We start from the raw sequence: 16,732 nt of genomic DNA, 5'->3' as shown, positions 1-16,732 counted from the left end.
GCAACTCCTGCTTAATCGCCCCAGCATGCCTGCCAGACATGGCCGGGGCAAGTCGGGGTGTCTAGCCCAGGCGCTCTTTGACCATCAGCAGCAACTCGCTGACCTGTGAGGGGCGGGTCAGGCCTGTCTGAGGATCCATGATGGAGCTGTAGACATGAGGGATGATTCGGCCCACCCCCGCCTCGAGAGCGATGTCGAGGATGGCGCCGACGTTATCGGGAGTGATGCCTCCGGTGGGCTCCAGCATGAAGTCGTTGCGGGCACAGGCTTCGGCCACCGCCCGATACTCCTCCCGGCAGGCGAGCCCCCCCATGGGGAAAAACTTCACCGAGCTGCCCCCCATGTCCTTGAGCAGGGCGATGGCGGTATCGATGGAGACCACGCCATCCGGTTGTGCTGCGCTGAGTGGGCCGGTGGCGATCTTCACCATGCCCGGTGTGCCGGTGGGGGAGATGAGGCCATTGACCAGGCTATCGGCATCGCCCAGCAGGGCGCGGCTGGCGCCGACACCGGTAAACACCTGGTTGACGTGTTGTGGCTTGAGGCGCCCGGCCAGGGTCGCCACCATGGCGGACTGGCGCGGGTCACCGGCACCGAGACCAATAGAGAGGGCATTGTCGATGAGACCGGCATAGTCGCGCATGTCCGCCTCGGCGCTGTCGAGGTCCGGGTAGTTTTTGGAGAGGACCCCGACCAGCACATGGCCCTCGGCGGCGGTGAAAATATCGCGGGCATTCTGTTTGGAGCCGGCCAACACGTTGAGGCAGACACGGCCGCGGTAGAAACGATCGGAAAGAGACATGGGTTACTCCTGGCAAAGGTGGTGGATGGCATCACGGATCTGCAGCAGCTGGGTGGCCGATACGCTGCGCACATCGATCTCGATCACCCCCTCGTTGGCCCGGTAGCCGCGGCAGTAGATGGCCGGGTTGCCCCGCTCGAGACGTTTGACGACGTCGTTGGCGCTCAGGGGGAAGCGCTCGTCGAAGCGGATCTCGCAGCGGGCGATATCGCGTCCGGCGCTGTCCATCACAGGACGGCTGCTGACGCCGGGCAGGGCGTTCATGGCTTCGACCAGTGGCAGCATGCGTTCACCCATTGACTCTGCGCTTTCGGCATGGCGAGCCAGGTACTCCTCGATGGCTCGGGTCAGTCCCAGGATCCCCTCCTTGCCCACCTTCATGGCGCGGCCGATGCCGGCGGATTGCTGGCGTACCCAGGCGATATAGTCGCGTTTGCCGATGACCAGGCCACTGGTGGGCCCTTCAATGGCCTTGGCGCCGCTGTAGATCACCAGATCGGCCCCCAGCTCGTGATAGAGGCGCAGATCCTCTTCCGCAGCCGCATCGACGATGAGCGCAATGCGGTATGCCTGGGCCACGGCGGCGGCTTCAGCCACTCCCAGGATGCTCTTGTGCACACAGTGATGAGACTTGATGTAGAGGATGGCGGCAGTGTTCTCCGTGATGGCGGCGGCCAGCTGGGCGGCGGAACACTCGTTGGCATAGCCAGCCTCGACCACCTTGCCACCCCCCAGGTTGACCATGGTGCCGACCGGTGCGCCAAAGTTCACGTTGTGCCCCTTGGGCAGCACTATCTCGCACGGTACCTCGTGGGGGTGGGCGTGCAGGTGCTCGAGGCGATAGAGATCGCCGCGCACGATGAGGGCAGCCACACTCTGGGCGATGCCGGCGGCGGCGCAAGCCACCACCACCGCATCCTCCACCCCGATGAGGTGAGCCAGGTGGGCGCCGGTGCGTTCGACCAGATCGTTCATCTCGAAGTAGTGGCCGGCCCCCTGGGTCATGGCGGCGATCACCGCCTCGCTCGGGGTGGAAACCCCCAACTTGGTCATGCGGCCGGAGGCATTGATCACCTCCTTGAGGCCATAGCGGGCGTGCAGGGAATCAGGAGTGGAAGGCATGATGTGTAATCCCGTGGTCGGTGAGGGTCAGCTGGCCGGCCACGATGGCCGCCAGAGGTCGAATAAGCAGATGCCCGGAGCGCGGTGACTGCTCACAGTCGATAAAGAGATGGGGCTCGTCGTGCAGCTCGAAGAGCGTGAAATCGGCGGCCAGGCCAACGCTGAGGCGGCCCCGGTCGGTCAGGCGCAGGGCATGGGCTGGCGTCTCGGTCACGGCCTGGATCACCTGCTCCAGAGAGAGGCCAAGCAGCAGGAACTTGGACATGACGTGCGCCAGGGCAAACACAGGCCCCTGCTCGCGGTTCTTGCAGTAGATGTCGGAGCTGATGATGTGTGGGGCCATTCCTTGAGCCAGCGCCGCCTCTGCCACCTCGAAGCTGAAGCTGGCGCTGCCGTGGCCCACATCCAGCAGCAGGCCACGGTGCAGGGCCGCCGTGACCGCGGCGCGCACTTCGCCGCCCGGGTTCAGGATGCGGTTCGGCTTGCCGTTGTAGCAGTGGGTCAGAATATCCCCTTCTCCAAGACGGTCCACGATCTCGTCGAGGTCGGGGGGCGTATTGCCCACGTGCACCATGAGCGGCAGGCCGGGATGGCGGGCCTGCAACACCTTGGCCTGGGCGAGGGGCCAGAGTCCGTTCTCTCCCACCACGCTGGCGCTCATGCGCGCCTTGAGACCGACCAGGAAGTTGGGATGGCGGGCCAGGGCGGCCTCTGCCAGGGGGAGATCGAGATCGCGCCGGTCGGCCAGCTCATTCTGGCGCAGCAAGCCGATGCGTGACAGATTGAGCAGCGCGTGCACCCGTGTTTGGCAGCGGCAGGCTTGGGCCACAAAGGCATCCACGTCGTCGGCACCCGTGCTGCCGGCATCGATGACGGTGGTGACGCCACCGGCGACGCCGACCCGATCCGGCTCATCGCGATAGACAGGCGAGTCCGGGTAGCAGTGGGTGTGGCTGTCAATCCAGCCGGCGCTGAGCAGCACCTTGCCGGCGAGATCGAGGCTGTGGCTCGCCTCGGCACGCTCGGGCAGGGTGCCGAGGGCGGCAATGAGCCCCTCCTCGGTGGCGATGTCCAGCAATTGGCCATCCACAGTGCGAGCCCGGCGAATGATGAGATCGTACATGGTGCCGGCCTCAGGTCAGGGCGATGGGGAAGAGGGCACCGAGGGCCATGGCCCCCAGGATGGCGCCGCCCGTGATGGGTTTGCCCCAGATGTAGAACAGCAGGGCACCGAGCAGAGAGCCGATACCGATGGGGATGGAGGCGCTCATGGCCGAGAGGATGATGAGGGGGCCAAGGAAGCGTCCCGAGCTGTTGCCAGCCCCCATCATGACATCGGCGCCGTAGGTGGAGTCCCCCTGATTGATGGTGAACTTGCGCGCCAGGATGATCACGTAACCAATGGCCAGCCCCACGACCATGCCGGTGATCAGGGAGGCGAAGAAGTTCTCCACCGGATAGACGATGCCGGCCCCCAGCAGCAGGGCCGGAACCCCGAGGCCAACCCCGGTCTGGATGGCACCACCGATATCGAGGATCCCGACCAGGGAGCCCTCGATGATGCGGGCGAACAGGAAGCTGGCGCCGAAGGCGGCGACTGCCCCGTAGACGCCGCTGTCAATACCGGCTCTTAGCATGGAGACGAAGGCCACTTCGTTGAAGGCGCCAACCCCGTAGAGGTAGTACATATGGGTTCCGGCGAAGACACCGGCCGAGAGCAGCCCGACCAGAATGGGGAAGGACCAGTCGGCATACCAGAAGTTATTGCGTAATTTCTCGTCCATGGCTCGCTCCTTACTTGCCGCTCAGGGTGGTGTGGATGTAGTTCAGCCAGTCGGGAACCCCGAGCTGGAAGGACTCGATGAGCTTCATATCGAAGCCACGGAAGAAGGCACTCAGGACGAACAGCAGCACGATGGCCCCCATCATCACGCGGGTAACATGGTTCCAACCGCTCTCCTCGACCCCTTTGCCGATGAGGATCCCCAGCACCAGGCCAGGCACGGCGTTGCCCATGATGAGCTGGGCCAGGCCCCCGAAGATGGTGCCCCAGAAGCCGGAGCGCTTCCCCGCTTCGATGGCGGCGAGCCAGAAGATGACCGGCATGACGGTGTTGACCAGCAAGTTGGCGGCCGGTACCAGCACCTTGACGGCGGTCACCTGCAGGGCGGCGGGGACGGCGGCGGCTGTGCTGTTGAGGAAGGCGACGACGATGGCGCCAATGATGCCGCAGGCGATGGCCATCTTTCTGGGATCGTGCAGGGTGGTGGCGAGATCGCGGTTCTTCACCATCAGGGCGGCGGCCCCCCAGTTGGGCAGGATGCGGTGATCCACATCCTGGGTAAAGGCGCCGGCGGCCACGGTAGAGGCCCAGGCGTTGAAGAAGAAGCCGAGGCCGAAGGAGAAGTGGGCGGCCGGGTCTCCCTCGCAGGAGTTCAGCTCGCCCAGGGTTCTAAATGCCCCCATTCCCTGTACCGTGGGAGCGTGGAACATGCGGGCCGCACCGGCTCCGACCCCCACACCCACCAGTCCCCCTATGATGAGGGACTTGAGCAATATGATTGAAAGCATACTGTGTTCCTTGTTATTGATGCGACTCAGGTTCGGCTGAAGGTCACCGCGCTCGTATCCAGGCTGGTCATGCTCACCGTGATGTCGAGGGTGACGCTGTATTCCCGTTTCTCCCTTGGCAAAAACAGGAACAGAAAACGCTCGGTCCAGACGCGTTCCCGAGCCTCGACCACGTCGACCTCCAGCGGCTCGACGCGCAGGAGCACCTGTTCTCCTTCGCGCAGCAAGGTGGTCTGTACCTGTCCCAGGGCGGCTGCAAAGGCGTGTTGGCGTGAACTCCCCTTGCCGCTGACCCGGATCTGACGCCGGGTGACCACTTTCATCAGGCGACCCCGTGTTTTTTGATGAAGGCCTCGACCAGCTTCTGGCCCAGCTCCTCCTTGTCCATGAAACCAAAGCCCAGTACCACGCACCCTTCGTTGATGGCGGTGACGCCCTCTTCGACCGAGCGCATGCCGTAGCGGCAGCGGTAGCCATACTTGGTCTGGGCCGTGATGGCACCGGCACCGCCACTGCCACAGAAGGAGATACCGAGCTGGGCCTGCTCCTTGTTCATCACATCCCCCAGCTTCATGTCAGCCGCCATGCCCGGGATGACGGTGACGCTGGCTCCGGCGGATTCGGCTCCGGCCCCCACTTTCTGGCCCTTGCCGAGGCGATCGCCTATCACAACTTTGATTGCGGACATTTAGCACTCTCCTTTTACTGAGCTCAGTTCATTCTCTTTGGCCACTTCGAAGTGGACGGATAACAGGTGTGCCTCCTCGTAGGCCAGGCCATCGAGCCAGGCCGTGACCCGCTCGGCGAGCCGCAGCGAGAGAGGCGAGATCTCCTCAAACAGGGAGAGATCCACGTCGGGTAAGGGCTCGCCGCTGTGAGAGCGCCACACCATGGCCTTGAGGTGGGAGGCCAGCATCTGACGCTGGACATCGTTGGGGTGAATTCCATGCTCCGACAGCAGGTTCAAGACGCGGACCAGCAGCAGATCGGTTTGCCTCTGGTGGGCGAGGTCATCGATGGTCAAGGGTTGTCTCCATTACGACTGAAGAGGATGGAGACACCTTATGCAGAGGACGCGGTGAGAGGGAGGGGCTCTTTTTCCAGTTACATCTGGAAAAGCCTTGTCAGGAGAGGCGATGGGGTGAAGGCGGTCACAAAAACGGCGCCCCCAAGGGGCGCCGTGTGTGAGGAACATCAAATTTAAGGGGGTGGGGGGCGAGAGCCCGCGCTTGTCAGGGTTGTGATCGGGATCGTCTATTGCTGCGGGTAGCGCATATCCTCTTCGATGGTCACCGGCAGCTCCAGGGTCTTGCCGTCGCGCACCACGCTCAGTTGCAACTGGCTGCCGGGGCGGCTCTCGACGATGCGATCCATGGCACTGCGGATCCCCTTGATGGCCTCTCCGTTAATCTTGAGCAGCACGTCGCCACGCTGTAGTCCTGCCTTGGCCGCCGGTCCTTTGGGGTCGATGCTCTCGACCACCAGTCCACGCAGGTCACCGAGGTTCATCATGCGGGCGATGATGGGATTGATCTCGATGCTGGAGATGCCGAGATAGCCGCGGATCACTCGGCCGTTGGCGATCAGCTCGTCCATGATGCGTTTGGCCAGCTTGTAGGGGATGGCGAAGCTGATGCCATAGCTTTCCTGATTGCCGTTGATATGGTAGGCGGCGGTGTTGATGCCGACCAGATCGCCCCTGGCGTTGACCAGGGCGCCGCCCGAATTGCCCTCGTTGATGGCGGCGTCGGTCTGCAACAGATCCTGGCGGCCATTACTCTCGGGCCCCATGCTGGAGAGGCCGATGCGGCCTGTGGCACTGATGATCCCCTGGGTGATGGTCTGCCCCACGTTGTAGGGGTTGCCGATAGCCAGTACCACGTCCCCCACATCAGGCTGATGGTCGGGGTTTTGCGGGATCACCGGCAGGTTGTCGGCTTCGATATAGAGCACGGCCAGATCGGTGAGCTTGTCCGAGCCCACCAACTCGGCGGTGAAGATGCGCCCGTCTTGCAGGGCAACGATGATCTGATCCGCCTCGGCGATCACATGGTAGTTGGTCAGGATGTGGCCGCGCTGGCTCATAATGACCCCGGAGCCGAGTCCCTGGGGTCTCAGCTCGGATTGATTGTTGCTGTCGCGGCTGAAGCTGCGTGTGTAGATGTTGACCACGGCAGGCCCCGCCCGATGAGCCGCATAGGAGAAGCTCAGATCGCGCCCCGAGCCGATGGAGATGGGTTCACCGCCCCTCAGATTGGGAAAAAGCAGCAGCAGTATGGCTGCCATCACGAGACCAAAGCCGACGGCTTTGCCCAGGTAGCTGAGAAGAGGTGGGGTTTTCATGAAGTGTTTATCCAAAGCGCGCACCGGCCGAGAATACCATCATCCATGGATAAAAATAAGCCGCGGGGCAGGCCCGCGGCTCGATTGCACAGAGAGGAGGGGATTAGCGGATCACCAGGTAGAGTGACGCCTCGCCCCGCTGGATGTTGAGAGCCAGCACATCGCTCTTTTGCTTAAGCACCTTGGCCAGTTCGCTCAGGTTGTTGACGCGTACCCGGTTGATACCAAGGATGATGTCCCCCTTCTGCAGGCCGGTGGCCGCTGCGGGAGAGCGCGGGTTGATATCGCTGATCTCGACACCGTTCACCGGCTCGGTAACGTTGCTGAGCTTGGCGCCATCCAGTGCCGGGTGCAGTACATCGGCGCGCACATCGCTGTCGTCGGCCTGCTTGAGGGTCACCGTGGTCTCTTGCAGCTTGCCATCACGTACCAGCCCCAGTTTGACCTGTTTGCCGGCCCCCATGGTGGCGATCTTGGCGCGCAGTTCGCCGAAGGAGCGGATCTCCTTGCCGTCGATGCTGACGATGATGTCGCCGGCCTTGATACCCGCCTTATCGGCGGCCGAGCCCGGCATCACCTGATTGACGAAGGCGCCATACTGCTTGTCATAGCCGAACGTCTTGGCGATGTCGGAGGTGAGCTCCTGGCCCTGGATCCCCAGCTGGCCACGGCGGACCTCGCCAAACTTGACGATCTGCTCGGTCAGGTCACGCACCATGTTGGAGGGGATGGCGAAACCGATGCCGATGTTGCCGCCGTTTGGCCCCAGGATGGCGGTGTTGATGCCGATCAGCTCACCCTTGAGGTTGATAAGGGCGCCACCCGAGTTGCCCGAGTTGATGGCGGCGTCGGTCTGGATAAAGTTTTCGAAATTCTCGATGTTCAAGCCGCTGCGACCGAGCGCAGAGACGATGCCCGAGGTGACGGTCTGACCCAGGCCAAAGGGGTTGCCGATGGCGATGGCGTAGTCACCAACCCGCAGCTTGTCGGAGTCGGCCATCTGGATTTGGACCAGATTATCGGCCTTGATCTGCAGCAGGGCGATGTCGGATTGCTTGTCTTCACCGATCTTCTTGGCCTTGAACTCACGACCATCCTTGAGGCTCACCTTGATCTCGTCCGCCTCGTGAACCACGTGAGCGTTGGTGATGACGTAACCCTTCTTGGCATCGATGATGACGCCGGAGCCCAGCGCCTGGAAGGGCTGCTCCTGCACCTGCTCTGCCGGCATGTCGGGGCCGAAGAAGAAGCGGAAGGGTTCGGGCAGACGCTGCCGGGTGATCTTCTTGCCCGAGACAGAGATGTTGACCACGGCGGGGGTCACCTGCTCGATCATGGGGGCCAGACTCGGCATCTCGCTGTTGTTGGTGGCATTGTCGGAATTGCCAAACAGGGAAGGCAGTGCGGCCTGAGCCGGTGCGGCGGACAGGGCCATGCCGACACTCAGGGCGACAACACTAAGCAAGGAGAGAGATTTACGCATAGATAAGAATGCTCCCGAGATAAAAAACAGTGTTATACGACAAGGTCAGACCACGAGGCGGTGCGATTAGTTCAATCAGCCCTGTCCCGACTGCTTGAGCAGACCAGAAGCGCCGGCATAGTCGCGAGGCGGGAAGTCAGGTTCGGCGTTTTGGGGTTGGGGGGCTTCCTCGACCACCTTGAAGGGGCTCTCACCGTGCTTGGCCAGGAACTGGCTCTGCTGGGCCATGTGGCGATAGAGCTCCTGATACTGCTCGGCCATCTGCTCCATCAGGGCGGCGCTGTCGGCGAAGTGTGTGCTGATCTGGCTCTGATAGCTATCCAGCTCCTTATGGGCCTTTTTAAGCTCTTGCTCCAGACGCCCTGCATCACGACTGCGTACGCTGAGTCGCCCCAGCACTACGCCCAACACGAGGGCAACAACGGCGAAAACAATGGCACTTACCAGACTCATAAAAGCTCCTTAAAACCAGTACAAACAAGGGGTAACGACCATCCCGGCCGGTTTTATCCCGCTTGGCACTATACAGCGCCACCTGGGGGCGTGGTACCATTTTGTACCACATTCAGGGACTTGGAAGCGCGACATCGGGATGACAGTGCAACAGCGATATCAGCAGGATCTGCAGCGATCCGGTTACGTGGCCGACCCGGCCCAACAGGCCGCCGTGGTCGAGCTGGAGCGACTCTATCAGGATTTGCAGCAGCGCCCGACTCCGACCAGCCAGAAAGTGTGGTGGCGTCCCTGGCAAAAGCCTCAGTCGCTGGAGCCCGTCACCGGGATCTATATGTGGGGTGGTGTCGGCAGAGGCAAGACCTGGTTGATGGATCTTTTTTTCGATGCCTTGCCGGGCGAGCGCAAGCTGCGCATGCATTTTCACCGCTTCATGTATCGCATTCACGCTGAACTCAAGGGGCTTGGCGGGGTGCCAGATCCACTCAAGCAGGTGGCCGCAAACCTCGCTGCAGAGGCGGATATACTCTGTTTTGACGAGTTTTTTGTCTCCGACATTACCGATGCCATGCTGCTCGGTACCCTGCTGCAGGAGCTGTTTGGTCGAGGCGTCACCCTGGTGGCCACCTCCAATATTCCCCCTGCCGAGCTCTATCGTAATGGCCTGCAACGAGCCCGTTTTCTGCCGGCGATCGCTCTTATCGAGCAACACTGTCGTGTAATCAACGTCGATGGTGGCACCGACTATCGGCTGCGGACCCTGGCGCAGGCGGAGATCTACCACTCCCCTCTGGACGAGAGGGCGGCAGAGAACCTGGTTCATTACTTTCAGCAGCTCAGCGGGTCATCCCCCCAGCACGGGGAGATGGAGCTGCTTGGTCGTCGACTCTCGACACTGGGGGCGCACGATGATCTGCTCTACATGGAGTTTGCCGAGCTCTGCTGTACCCCTCGTTCCCAGGCCGATTACATCGAGATCTCGCGTTGCTACCAGACGGTGTTGCTCGCCAATGTCCAACCCATGGGGGCGGGTAGCGATGACGCAGCGCGCCGCTTCATCGCCATGGTCGACGAGTTCTACGAGCGGCATGTGAAATTGATCATCTCGGCGGCGGTGCCCATGGATGAACTCTATGGCCAGGGGACGCTCAACTTCGAGTTTGCCCGCTGTCTCTCACGGCTACAGGAGATGCAATCGCACGAATACCTTGCCAGAGAGCACCTTCCTTAGTCACAATACCGCGCCTGCCAGTCGGATGGGCATCTGCGGCAGGTAGGGCCGGGCGACACTCGATGGTTTCATGGGCAGTGAAATTGGAGAGTGATCTTTAGGGTAACTTCACTTATAATCGCCCGGCCCACGTTACAAGCTGCCAACCTGGCGGCACTCTATCAGGTTTTACTTGTATTCGAAGGGGTACAGGTAGGCCATCGTTTGTTGTTTGTGGGTGAGCCCCCATAAGCAATTGGGTCTGTAACAGGTAATTGGGTTTAACTTAATGAAAACTTTCGTTGCCAAGCCAGAAACCGTAAAACGTGACTGGTACGTTGTTGACGCAGAAGGCAAGACTCTGGGTCGTATCGCCACTGAGATCGCTGCCCGCCTGCGTGGTAAGCACAAAGCTGAGTACACTCCGCACGTTGACACCGGTGATTACATCATCGTTATCAACGCTGAGAAGGTATGTGTAACCGGTAAGAAAACTACCGACAAGATGTACCATGCTCACTCCGGTTTCCCGGGTGGTATCAAGTCCATCAGCTTCGACAAGCTGATTCAGCGTAAGCCGGAAATGGTCATCGAAGCTGCCGTCAAGGGCATGCTGCCGAAGGGCCCGCTGGGCCGTGCCATGTTCCGTAAGCTGAAAGTTTACGCTGGCGCCGAGCACAACCACGCTGCTCAGCAACCTCAAGTACTGGATATCTAATCGGGAACTGGCAACATGGCAGAAAATCAATACTACGGTACCGGCCGTCGCAAAAGCTCCACTGCTCGCGTTTTCATCAAGGCAGGCAGCGGTAACATCATCATCAACCAGCGCTCCCTGGAGCAGTACTTCGGCCGTCCGACCGCTCGCATGGTCGTTCGTCAGCCGCTGGAACTGGTTGAGATGACCGAGAAACTGGATCTGTACATCACCGTTACCGGTGGTGGCATCTCCGGTCAAGCCGGTGCGATCCGTCACGGTATCACCCGTGCTCTGATGCAGTACGACGAGACTCTGCGCTCCGAACTGCGTAAAGCTGGCTTTGTTACTCGCGATGCCCGTAAGGTTGAGCGTAAGAAAGTCGGTCTGCACAAAGCTCGTAAGCGTCCGCAGTACTCCAAGCGTTAATTCGCGAGAGTTGCGAACCCTTATCGGGTTTCAAAAAGCCTGGCGCAAGCCAGGCTTTTTTTATGCGCATAAATTTCACTAATTAAATCCAACCCCTCGTCACAAAAGAGAAAAATTCTTTTTGTTATCGGTTTTGCCCCCTGCTTGTCATTCTTGTCAACTTGTTATCTTTTCTTTAAAATTTCCTCGATTTTTCTGTGACAATTGTAACTCCTGCTTCCGCCGCTGTTGTCACCGGAAAACCTTGAACAGGGAAACTATAAGAATGCGCGGAGTCCACATGGGAGAGTTTTTGGATGAGCAATGCGCCAGTTGATACCGGTCGCCGCAGATTCCTGACCTGGTCAACCATTGCGGTTGGCGGGGTGGGAGCTGCATTTACCGCAGTGCCTTTTATCAAGTCATGGAATCCGAGTGCCAAGGCCAAGGCCGCCGGCGCACCGGTGGAAGTGGACATCAGCAAACTGGAACCGGGTCAGCTGATCCGGGTGGAGTGGCGTGGCAAGCCGGTATGGGTGGTGAACCGTACCAAGGCGACCCTCGACGCCTTGCCGGAGCACGATGGCAAGCTGAGGGACCCGGGTTCCGAGGAGCCGCAGCAGCCCGATTACGCCCAGAATGGCTATCGCTCCATCAAGCCCGAGATCTTCGTTGCCGTGGGGCTCTGTACTCACCTGGGTTGTTCTCCGACCTATCTGCCCGACAGCTTTGGCGAGCAGGTAGAGGGAGTCACCTCGGGCTTCTTCTGCCCCTGCCACGGCTCCAAGTTCGACATGGCCGGTCGTGTCTTCCAGGGGGTGCCCGCACCGCTGAACCTGGTCATCCCGCCCTACCAGTTCCTCAATGACACCACCATTTTGGTGGGTGCCGACGGCAAGGAGGCTTGATCATGTTTGCCAAGTTGATGGGGTGGATCGACGATCGCTTTCCGCTCACTGCCATGTACAACGATCACATGGCCAAATATCCGGCACCCAAGAACCTGAACTTCTGGTACTTCTTCGGTTCTCTGGCCATGCTGGTGCTGGTCAACCAGATCATCACAGGTATCTGGCTGACCATGAACTATAACCCCTCTGCTGAGGGTGCCTTCGCCTCTGTCGAGTACATCATGCGCGACGTGGAGTACGGTTGGCTGCTGCGTTACATGCACTCTACCGGCGCTTCCGCCTTCTTCGTGGTGGTCTATCTGCACATGTTCCGCGGCCTCATCTACGGCTCCTACCAGAAGCCCCGTGAGCTGCTGTGGATCTTCGGCATGCTGATCTTCCTGGTACTGATGGCCGAGGCCTTCATGGGCTACCTGCTGCCCTGGGGTCAGATGTCCTTCTGGGGGGCCCAGGTGATCATCTCCCTGTTTGGGGCGATTCCCGTCATCGGTGACGATCTGACCCTCTGGATCCGTGGTGACTACGTCATCTCCGGTGCCACTCTGAACCGCTTCTTCGCCCTGCATGTCATCGCGTTGCCGCTGGTGCTGGTGATGCTGGTTGCCATGCACATCCTGGCGTTGCACGAGGTGGGGTCCAACAACCCGGACGGTATCGACATCAAGAAGCACAAGGATGAGAAGGGCTGGCCGCTGGATGCGGTGGCATTCCACCCCTATTTCACCGTGAAAGACATGATCGGTGTGGCCGGCTTCCTCTTCTTCTTCTGCGCCATCATCTTCTTCAAGCCGGACATGTGGGGTTACTTCCTCGAGAAGCCGAACTTTGAAGTGGCCAATGGCCTGAAGACCCCGGCACACATCGCTCCCGTGTGGTACTTCACCCCCTTCTACGCCATCTTGCGTGCGGTGCCGGACAAACTGCTCGGTGTCATCATGATGGGCCTCTCCATCGTGGTGCTGTTCCTGTTGCCCTGGCTGGATCGCTGCAAGGTGCGTTCGGTGCGCTATCGCAGTGCCTTGCACAAGCTGAACATCGCCCAGTTCGTGGTCTGCTTTATCATCCTCGGGATTCTCGGGGTGCTGCCGTCGACCCCGACCCTGACACTGATCGCACAGATCTGTACGCTGGGTTACTTCGGTTTCTTCGTCCTGCTGTTCTTCTATAGCAAGAATGAACGTACCAAGCCGCTGCCGGAAAGGGTGACATCCAAATGAAAAAGATGATTATTGCCGTGCTCGCCCTGCTTCCGACTCTGGCCCTGGCCGCAGGGGGGGAGAATATCAAGCTCGACAAAGCTCACTATGACCTGACCGACAAGGCCTCCCTGCAACGGGGTGCCACCACCTTCATGAACTACTGCTCTGGCTGCCACAGCACCCAGTACCAGCGCTACAACCGGGTGGCCGAGGATCTCGGCATTCCGGAAGATATCATGAGGGAGAACCTCATCTTCAACGGCGCCAAGATAGGCGATCTGATGAAGAGTTCGGTCTCCGAGAAGGATGCCGCCAAGTGGTTCGGTGCCGCACCGCCGGATCTGACCCTGGTGGCCCGGGTGCGCGGAGCAGACTGGATTTATACCTATCTGCGCTCCTTCTACGTGGATCCGACCCGTCCGTTCGGGGTGAACAACCTGGTCTTCCCCTCTGTCGGGATGCCCCATGTGCTGGAGCCCCTGCAGGGCACTCCGCGTCTTCACTACTCCACCGAGGTGATCAACGGTGAAGAGGTGAAGGTGCCCCACAGCGTGGTCTCCGACGGGAATGGCGAGCTGAGCAACGAAGAATATGACCAGACCGTGCTCGATCTGGTAAACTTCCTGGTCTATTCGGGTGAGCCGGTCCAGCTCGAGCGTGAACGCATGGGCTTCTGGGTGCTTGGCTTCATCGTCATCTTCTTCATCTTTACCGTGCTGTTGAAGAAGGAATACTGGCGCGACGTTCACTAAGCGACCAGAAAAGGGTAAAATTGTGTACGGCAATGAGGCCCGTCGCTTCATTGCCGTTTCTGCTTTTAAATGACTGGAGGGGTCAATGGCTGTAGCTGCCAATAAGCGTTCTGTGATGACGCTGTTTTCCGGTGCCAACGATATGTTCAGCCATCAGGTGCGTATCGTATTGGCCGAGAAGGGTGTCACCGTAGATATTTGCCAGGTTGATATGGATCACCTGCCGGAAGAGCTGGCCGAGCTGAACCCGTACAACTCTGTACCGACGCTGGTGGATCGCGAGCTGGCGCTGTACACCTCTCGCATCATCATGGAATACCTGGACGAGCGTTTTCCCCACCCGCCCCTGATGCCGGTTTATCCGGTGGCCCGTGGTAACAGCCGTCTGATGATGCATCGCATCGAGCTGGACTGGTACACCCTGGCCGACAAGATCATGGCAGGTGTGGATGTGGAGGCTTCCCGCAACGAGCTGCGCGACAACCTGCTGGCCATTGCCCCCATCTTTACCGAGATGCCTTATTTCATGAGTGAGGAGTTCGGTCTGGTGGATTGCTACATGGCTCCGCTCTTGTGGCGTCTGCCGAGCCTGGGTATCGATCTGACCGGTCGTGGTGCCAAAGAGCTCAAGGCCTACATGGTGCGCCTGTTCGAGCGTGAATCTTTCCAGGCCTCCCTGACCGAGGTCGAGCGCGAAATCCGTCTCGGCGCATGAGCATGGAGATCAAGATGACGCCCAGCCGCCCCTATCTGCTGCGGGCGTTTTTCGATTGGCTGCTCGACAACGATCTGACCCCTCATCTGGTGGTGAACGTCAACGTGCCCCACGTCGCCGTTCCCCTGCAGTATGCCCAGGATGGGCAGATTGTGCTCAACATCGCCCCCCGGGCGGTGGTTGCATTCCAGATGGATAACGAGGCGGTGAGCTTTAGTGCCCGCTTCGGTGGTGTCTCCCAGCAGGTTTATATCCCGATGGCGGCTATCGTTGCCATTCATGCCCGTGAGAACGGGGTCGGTACCCTGTTCCCGCCCGAGCCGGCCTACGAGGCCTGGCTCGAGTCAGCCGGGGAGCCGGAGCAGCCGGACCCTGAGCCACCGCGCCCGAGTGGTCGTCCAACCCTCAAAGTGGTCAAGTGATGACGTAAAAAAACGCAGCCGATTGGCTGCGTTTTTTGTAGGCCGATAGTCACTGTTGGGTGTATTCGAAGGCCTTGATCACCTGCTTGACGCCACTGACATGGCGAGCGATGTTGACCGCCTGTTCTCCCTCCTGGCGTGTCACCAGGCCAATCAGGAAGACTTCGCTATTCTCGGTCACCACCTTTACCTTGCCACTGTCGAAATTTTTGGCGGCCAGCATGTCGGCGCGCACCTTGGAGGTGATCCAGCTGTCATTGCTGCGGGTTGAGAGGCTGACAGGCTTGCCAATACGCAGCTCGTTGTAGACGTGACGAACCCCTTCGATGCGGCTGACGATACGACCGGCTTCGGCCTTGTAGGCTTCAGTCGGTGTCTGGCCGATCAGAATGGCACGACCGTTGTTGCTGTAAACGCTGATCTTGCTGTTGTCCGAGAGGGCCTTGTTGCCACCCAGCAGGTTGGCGGCCTTGAGCTCGATATTCTGATCGTCCCATTGGGTTCCGACGGTGCGTCGGTCGCCGGCGACCTTGGCGGTCGTCGCGGCGCCCCCGACGAAGAGGGCGGCACACCCTTGCAGCAGCAGAGAGCCGGTCAAGAGAGCAAGGAGCAGTATTGGCTTGCGCATGGTCTTAGTCTTCCTGTTGCGGGAAAAGAGTCTGGTCGATGAGATCACACAGGCAGTGCAGGGTCAACAGATTGACCTCGAGAATACGGGGGGTCCGTGTGGAGGGCACGCGGATCTCCACATCGTTGGGGCCCAGCAGGCCGGCGATCTCCCCACCGTCCCCGCCACTGAGCACGACGATGGTCATGTCGCGGGAGAGGGCGGCCTCGGCGGCCTTGATGAGGTTGCGGCTGTGTCCGGAGGTGGTCATGGCCACCAGGATATCACCCGGTTGCCCCAGCGCCCGGATCTGCTTGGCGTAGATCTCTTCAAACCCGCTGTCGGTGGCGATGGCGCTGATGGTGGCCATGTCCGGGGTCAGTGCCAGGCCCGGCAGGGAGGGGCGCTCTGTCTCGTAGCGGTTGACCAGCTCGGCGATAAAAAGCTGGGCCAGTGCAGCCGAAGGGCCATTACCGCAGGCCAGCACCTTGTTACCGTTGAGCAGGCAGATGGTAATCATCTGGGCCGCGGTGTGGATGGCCTCTGAGAGCGCCTCGGCTGCCGCAATCTTGGTCTGAATGCTCTCGGTGTAATTCTCTTTGATGCGGTCTGTCATCTTTTCCTCTTAAAACGCATTGGGGATCCACTCCGGTGTCTCCCCTTCAAACAGCACCACATCGAAGCGGCAGGACTGGCTCGCTTCATTGAGTCCATGCCGTTGCAGGTAGTGGCGCGCGGCCAATTGTACCCTGTGTTGCTTGGCTTTGGTGATGGATTCGGCGGCACCGCCGTGACTGCGGTTGGCGCGATAGCGCACCTCGACGAAGACCAGGGTCTGTCCCTGGCGCATGATAAGGTCTATTTCACCACCGCGGCAGCGATAATTGCGCCAAAGAGGCTGCAGCCCTGCGGCCTGCAGCCTCTGCTCGGCCATCACCTCAAAGCGGCTGCCCGGATGCGTCGGAGACGTCGTTGGCAGCAGGCTCAGCAGGTGCTGCTGCACCTGCTTGAGGAGTCGCTTCATCGGTCACCTGGGG

The 16,732-nt window shown here is 60.3% G+C and carries 22 protein-coding genes; 8 read left to right on the top strand and 14 right to left on the bottom strand.

Annotated elements, in window-relative coordinates; genetic code table 11:
• Positions 1 to 61: 61 nt before the first annotated feature.
• The 11 genes from AB5Y48_RS08420 to AB5Y48_RS08370 form a co-directional block, all read right to left on the bottom strand.
• Positions 62 to 802: a KDGP aldolase family protein gene (locus AB5Y48_RS08420; RefSeq protein ID WP_368164194.1), complete on the bottom strand. Its 741-nt coding sequence runs from the start codon at positions 800 to 802 to the stop codon at positions 62 to 64.
• Positions 803 to 805: 3 nt separating this feature from the next.
• Positions 806 to 1,924 carry a DgaE family pyridoxal phosphate-dependent ammonia lyase gene (locus AB5Y48_RS08415; RefSeq protein ID WP_050666555.1) on the bottom strand — a complete coding sequence of 373 codons (1,119 nt, stop codon included), beginning with the start codon at positions 1,922 to 1,924 and terminating at the stop codon, positions 806 to 808.
• Positions 1,908 to 3,047, bottom strand: coding sequence for an amidohydrolase/deacetylase family metallohydrolase (locus AB5Y48_RS08410; protein ID WP_368164193.1), 1,140 nt, complete (start codon positions 3,045 to 3,047; stop codon positions 1,908 to 1,910). Before AB5Y48_RS08410 ends, AB5Y48_RS08415 begins: the two co-directional genes overlap by 17 nt.
• A gap of 10 nt (positions 3,048 to 3,057) precedes the next feature.
• Complete coding sequence (locus AB5Y48_RS08405; RefSeq protein ID WP_050666557.1) at positions 3,058 to 3,708, bottom strand: DUF4310 family protein; 651 nt, start codon at positions 3,706 to 3,708, stop codon at positions 3,058 to 3,060.
• A gap of 10 nt (positions 3,709 to 3,718) precedes the next feature.
• Positions 3,719 to 4,495 carry a DUF4311 domain-containing protein gene (locus AB5Y48_RS08400; protein ID WP_050666558.1) on the bottom strand — a complete coding sequence of 259 codons (777 nt, stop codon included), beginning with the start codon at positions 4,493 to 4,495 and terminating at the stop codon, positions 3,719 to 3,721.
• A 26-nt stretch (positions 4,496 to 4,521) separates the two neighbouring features.
• A complete protein-coding gene (locus AB5Y48_RS08395; RefSeq protein ID WP_050666559.1) occupies positions 4,522 to 4,818 on the bottom strand; it encodes a DUF4312 family protein in 297 nt (98 codons plus the stop codon).
• Positions 4,818 to 5,183, bottom strand: coding sequence for a glycine-rich SFCGS family protein (locus tag AB5Y48_RS08390; RefSeq protein ID WP_050666560.1), 366 nt, complete (start codon positions 5,181 to 5,183; stop codon positions 4,818 to 4,820). Before AB5Y48_RS08390 ends, AB5Y48_RS08395 begins: the two co-directional genes overlap by 1 nt.
• On the bottom strand, positions 5,184 to 5,513 hold the full coding sequence (locus AB5Y48_RS08385) for a transcriptional regulator (protein ID WP_224160295.1): 330 nt from the start codon (positions 5,511 to 5,513) through the stop codon (positions 5,184 to 5,186).
• Positions 5,514 to 5,749: 236 nt separating this feature from the next.
• Positions 5,750 to 6,838: an outer membrane-stress sensor serine endopeptidase DegS gene (gene degS / locus AB5Y48_RS08380; RefSeq protein ID WP_050666562.1), complete on the bottom strand. Its 1,089-nt coding sequence runs from the start codon at positions 6,836 to 6,838 to the stop codon at positions 5,750 to 5,752.
• Between the two features lie 103 nt (positions 6,839 to 6,941).
• Complete coding sequence (locus AB5Y48_RS08375) at positions 6,942 to 8,321, bottom strand: Do family serine endopeptidase (RefSeq protein WP_368164190.1); 1,380 nt, start codon at positions 8,319 to 8,321, stop codon at positions 6,942 to 6,944.
• Positions 8,322 to 8,396: 75 nt separating this feature from the next.
• Complete coding sequence (locus tag AB5Y48_RS08370; RefSeq protein ID WP_050666564.1) at positions 8,397 to 8,774, bottom strand: YhcB family protein; 378 nt, start codon at positions 8,772 to 8,774, stop codon at positions 8,397 to 8,399.
• A 139-nt stretch (positions 8,775 to 8,913) separates the two neighbouring features.
• On the opposite strand from AB5Y48_RS08370, the gene zapE reads away from it, so the two are divergent.
• The 8 genes from zapE to AB5Y48_RS08330 all read left to right on the top strand — a co-directional run bounded on the left by zapE (position 8,914) and on the right by AB5Y48_RS08330 (position 15,088).
• Positions 8,914 to 10,005 (top strand): cell division protein ZapE, encoded by a 1,092-nt coding sequence (gene zapE, locus AB5Y48_RS08365; RefSeq protein ID WP_368164189.1) that lies wholly within the window; start codon positions 8,914 to 8,916, stop codon positions 10,003 to 10,005.
• A 268-nt stretch (positions 10,006 to 10,273) separates the two neighbouring features.
• Complete coding sequence (rplM, locus tag AB5Y48_RS08360; RefSeq protein WP_050666566.1) at positions 10,274 to 10,702, top strand: 50S ribosomal protein L13; 429 nt, start codon at positions 10,274 to 10,276, stop codon at positions 10,700 to 10,702.
• A 15-nt stretch (positions 10,703 to 10,717) separates the two neighbouring features.
• Positions 10,718 to 11,110, top strand: coding sequence for a 30S ribosomal protein S9 (gene rpsI / locus AB5Y48_RS08355; protein WP_050666567.1), 393 nt, complete (start codon positions 10,718 to 10,720; stop codon positions 11,108 to 11,110).
• Positions 11,111 to 11,406: 296 nt separating this feature from the next.
• Positions 11,407 to 11,997, top strand: coding sequence for a ubiquinol-cytochrome c reductase iron-sulfur subunit (gene petA, locus AB5Y48_RS08350; protein ID WP_050666568.1), 591 nt, complete (start codon positions 11,407 to 11,409; stop codon positions 11,995 to 11,997).
• A 2-nt stretch (positions 11,998 to 11,999) separates the two neighbouring features.
• Complete coding sequence (locus AB5Y48_RS08345; protein ID WP_050666569.1) at positions 12,000 to 13,217, top strand: cytochrome bc complex cytochrome b subunit; 1,218 nt, start codon at positions 12,000 to 12,002, stop codon at positions 13,215 to 13,217.
• Positions 13,214 to 13,951 carry a cytochrome c1 gene (locus AB5Y48_RS08340; protein WP_050666570.1) on the top strand — a complete coding sequence of 246 codons (738 nt, stop codon included), beginning with the start codon at positions 13,214 to 13,216 and terminating at the stop codon, positions 13,949 to 13,951. Before AB5Y48_RS08345 ends, AB5Y48_RS08340 begins: the two co-directional genes overlap by 4 nt.
• 85 nt (positions 13,952 to 14,036) lie before the next feature.
• The gene (sspA, locus tag AB5Y48_RS08335) at positions 14,037 to 14,666 is read left to right on the top strand and encodes a stringent starvation protein SspA (protein WP_005349678.1); all 630 of its coding nucleotides are present in this window, start codon (positions 14,037 to 14,039) and stop codon (positions 14,664 to 14,666) included.
• On the top strand, positions 14,663 to 15,088 hold the full coding sequence (locus AB5Y48_RS08330) for a ClpXP protease specificity-enhancing factor (RefSeq protein WP_193556649.1): 426 nt from the start codon (positions 14,663 to 14,665) through the stop codon (positions 15,086 to 15,088). The genes sspA and AB5Y48_RS08330 overlap by 4 nt, the downstream gene beginning before the upstream one ends.
• 49 nt (positions 15,089 to 15,137) lie before the next feature.
• Here AB5Y48_RS08330 and dolP read toward each other — a convergent pair whose 3' ends face one another.
• The 3 genes from dolP to AB5Y48_RS08315 are packed head-to-tail and all read right to left on the bottom strand — an operon-like array spanning position 15,138 to position 16,719.
• The gene (dolP, locus tag AB5Y48_RS08325) at positions 15,138 to 15,716 is read right to left on the bottom strand and encodes a division/outer membrane stress-associated lipid-binding lipoprotein (RefSeq protein WP_050666572.1); all 579 of its coding nucleotides are present in this window, start codon (positions 15,714 to 15,716) and stop codon (positions 15,138 to 15,140) included.
• 4 nt (positions 15,717 to 15,720) lie between these two features.
• The gene (locus tag AB5Y48_RS08320) at positions 15,721 to 16,311 is read right to left on the bottom strand and encodes an SIS domain-containing protein (RefSeq protein ID WP_050666573.1); all 591 of its coding nucleotides are present in this window, start codon (positions 16,309 to 16,311) and stop codon (positions 15,721 to 15,723) included.
• Between the two features lie 9 nt (positions 16,312 to 16,320).
• Complete coding sequence (locus AB5Y48_RS08315; RefSeq protein WP_368164187.1) at positions 16,321 to 16,719, bottom strand: YraN family protein; 399 nt, start codon at positions 16,717 to 16,719, stop codon at positions 16,321 to 16,323.
• Positions 16,720 to 16,732 lie beyond the last annotated feature (13 nt).

It is taken from the genome of Aeromonas sp. R6-2, assembly GCF_040908155.1.
In the GTDB taxonomy this organism is placed as follows: domain Bacteria; phylum Pseudomonadota; class Gammaproteobacteria; order Enterobacterales; family Aeromonadaceae; genus Aeromonas; species Aeromonas schubertii.
Note: the sequence above shows the minus strand (reverse complement) of the source record. Positions and strands in the feature narration are given on the sequence as shown.